Annotated in this window: 5 protein-coding genes; 2 read left to right on the top strand and 3 right to left on the bottom strand. The window is 60.4% G+C overall.

Going from position 1 to position 2,847, the window contains the following annotated elements; all coding sequences use genetic code 11:
• From rpsN to rpmB, 3 genes are all read right to left on the bottom strand, one after another.
• Window positions 1-255, bottom strand: a 255-nt coding sequence (gene rpsN / locus B3C64_RS03365; RefSeq protein ID WP_291533716.1) for a 30S ribosomal protein S14, incomplete at its 3' end; no start/stop codon positions are given.
• 1 nt (window position 256) lies between these two features.
• Window positions 257-424, bottom strand: a complete 168-nt coding sequence (rpmG, locus tag B3C64_RS03360; RefSeq protein WP_291533715.1) for a 50S ribosomal protein L33 — start codon at window positions 422-424, stop codon at window positions 257-259.
• A gap of 37 nt (window positions 425-461) precedes the next feature.
• Window positions 462-701 (bottom strand): 50S ribosomal protein L28, encoded by a 240-nt coding sequence (gene rpmB / locus B3C64_RS03355; protein ID WP_291533713.1) that lies wholly within the window; start codon window positions 699-701, stop codon window positions 462-464.
• 63 nt (window positions 702-764) lie between these two features.
• Between rpmB and B3C64_RS03350 the strand changes: the two genes are divergently transcribed.
• Together B3C64_RS03350 and B3C64_RS03345 are read left to right on the top strand one after the other, a co-directional pair.
• A complete protein-coding gene (locus B3C64_RS03350) occupies window positions 765-1,634 on the top strand; it encodes a hypothetical protein (RefSeq protein WP_291533712.1) in 870 nt (289 codons plus the stop codon).
• Between the two features lie 109 nt (window positions 1,635-1,743).
• Window positions 1,744-2,847 (top strand): phosphatase PAP2 family protein (locus B3C64_RS03345; RefSeq protein ID WP_291533711.1); only part of this gene is annotated, 1,104 nt, incomplete at its 3' end.

Here is a 2,847-nt window from a genome sequence, read left to right as displayed (position 1 = left end):
GCGCATGTTGATGCGGGAGAGGCCGAACTTGCCGACATATCCACGCGGCCTGCCGTCGATGGCGTCGCGGTTGCGCAGTCTGGTCGGGCTGGCGTCGCGGGGCAGCGCATGCAGCTTGCGCATGGCTTCATCGCGCTGCTCCTGGGTGAGGTGCGGATTGACGGAATCCTTCTTGTATTTCATTCTGCGTTCCGCGTATTTCGCCACGGTGAGTTCGCGCTGGCGCTGTTTGATGATCTTGCTGGTTTTTGCCATGTCAGCGAGTCTCCTTGAAAATCACGCGTTTTTTCAACACCGGGTCGAACTTGAGCAGTTCCAGACGGTCGGGCGTGTTTCGACGATTTTTGGTGGTGGTGTACGTCGATCCCGTGCCTGCGGTGGAGCGCAGCGTGATCACCGGTCGGATGTCATTGGATTTCGACATGGAAGGTCCTTTCTTCTGTCTGATACGGTTTCCGCAATCAGGCCTTGATCTCCCCGGCGGCGATAAGACGTGCGACCGCGGAGTCGATGCCGATGCGGTCGATGGTCTTCATGCCTCGCGGCGTCACCGTGAGGGTGATGGCGCGTCCCAGAGAAGGAACGTAATAACGCTTCTTCTGCAGGTTCGGCTCGAAGCGGCGACGGGTTTTCCTGTGCGAGTGGGAGACGCTGTTGCCGTAGCCGGCGCGGGTTCCCAGAATTTGACAATGTTTGGTCATGGGTCTAACTATAGATATTGAGAATCATTATCGTCAAGTCGGGAATGAAAATAAGGAGACGCAATGACCCATCCATCCTTGGAATCATGGAGAAACGCCGAAGGTGACGAATCGGGGGAGGTCCACGATTTCGACGAGCTGGAAAAACTGTTTTCGCGGAACGGCGCCGAACGGTCCCATGGCAATGTGGTGCTGTTGACGGGAGTGGAACGCCTCGCCTTGGATTCGGTGTCGTTCTCATTGGCGGATTCCTGCCCGTCGACCTACACCATCTCCTACGACGTCACCGCCGATGACGACGCTGAATCCGGCATCGCGGTCACGCGCACCATTCGCCGTCCGGCCAGCTTCGGTGACCTGATGGACGGGGACTGCGAGTCCTTTCGCATGGACGACTGCTGCCTGACCTGTTCGGTCAAGCATGACCTTGCCGTGGCGATGAAGGATGTCGGCTCGGCCGATTGCGTGCTCGCCGTGCTGCCCATCGGCGTGGAAGGCACCGCGGTCGCCCAGTATCTCGCCGAATCGGCGGCATTGGGCGAATTGCCGTGGAGCTATGTGGACGTCACTGTGGCCAACGCCACGCGGATCGATGGTTTCGAAGCCCGCAGTTTCGATGACCAACCGCTTGTTCTGGCCGGGCATGATGAGGACGATGCGATTGTGGAACCACGTTCCACAGGTGTGGTCCAGGCGAGGTTGATTCGCGAAGCCGCCCACGTGCTGGTGCTTCCCGGCATGGATGACGATTCCACGACCCTGCACGCCGCATCATTGGCCGATACCGCGACACACCGCGCATACAAGCTGCTGGCGGCGCTCGCCGGTTCCGATGCGACCATCCATCCCGACGCGCATCGCGCCGATCTGCACGCGTTGTTCGGAATGCACGATGTCCGAATCGAGGAAGAAGCGACACGCGCCGATCGATGAACGTTGGATGAACGGCACACGATATTTGGCCGTTTTGTCTGATGGCGGCGATTGAACCGCGTTAGAAAAGAATCGTCCAAACATCAATTGAGAAAGTGGACGATTGAAGATGAGGAAACAAATCAAACGCGCGGCGCTGTCAACCGTCGTCACCGGCATGGTGGCGGCGGTCGCGCTCGCCGGCGGCGTCACCGCATCCGCGGCCGACGCAACCGCATTCCCGACGAACACGCCGGACATCACGTCGCTGCTGAGCGAGTTCTACCAGTGGTGGACCCCGAAGAAGATCGCCGATCCGAACAACAAGAACCCGCAGGATCCATCAAGCAACACGGCGCAGGGCTCGGCGTTCCGCGGCAATGTCACCGATGCCGGAGTGAGCGTTCTCAATCAGAACGACGACACCGTCGTGGCCATCAACAACAAGGCCGCGCAGGATGACAAGAATGGAGTGAAGGCGGACGGCACGCACACCCAGGCGCAGCGCGCCGGCATCGACGCCGTCGACAACGACGCGTACCGCGAATTCTCGGATGCCTTGGGCGGCACCATCGCAGGCTTCGTGAAGGAAGGCCTCGACTCGGGCGCTCTGCCGAAGACCAACGCATTGGTGTTCGACAATTCCAGCAAGACCGCGTTCTCGAAGTTCGTCGGCACCGGCACCGCGAAAACCGATTTCAACTATCCGCGTCCGTACACCTCGAAAAACGACGAGGGTTGGGACCGCACCTTCAACGGCGCCAATGATCTGAAGGGGCTGCAGGCCGAACTCAATATCGTGCGCTTCCCGATGTTCACCGAAAACGGCACCGACTTCGGCGACGACTACACCGACGTGTCCGAGCCGTCGCAGGCATTCCCGTCGGGCCACACCACGAAGGCATACAACCGCGGCCTTGGACTGGCGACGCTGCTGCCTGAACTCGGCACGGAACTGGTGACGCGCTCCTCCGAAGCGGGCAACAACCGCGTGGTGCTCGGCGTGCACTACCCGCTTGACGTGATCGGCGGCCGCATCTCCGCATCCGCCGACGTCGCGGCACTGTGGAGCGACGCGAACTACCGCCAGAACGTGCTGCTTCCCGCGCACGACGAACTGGAGAACTACATCGCATCCAGGTGCAAGGCCGCCAATCTGGGCGACACCGTCGCCGCATGCGTTGCGAATACCGGAGCCAACGACAAGAACGGCTACAAGAACTCCTTCACGGAT

The organism is Bifidobacterium sp. UBA6881, assembly GCA_002451435.1.
Taxonomy (GTDB): Bacteria; Actinomycetota; Actinomycetes; order Actinomycetales; family Bifidobacteriaceae; genus Bifidobacterium.
The sequence above is the reverse complement of the archived record's forward strand: the minus strand, read 5'-3'. Positions and strand labels throughout refer to the sequence as shown.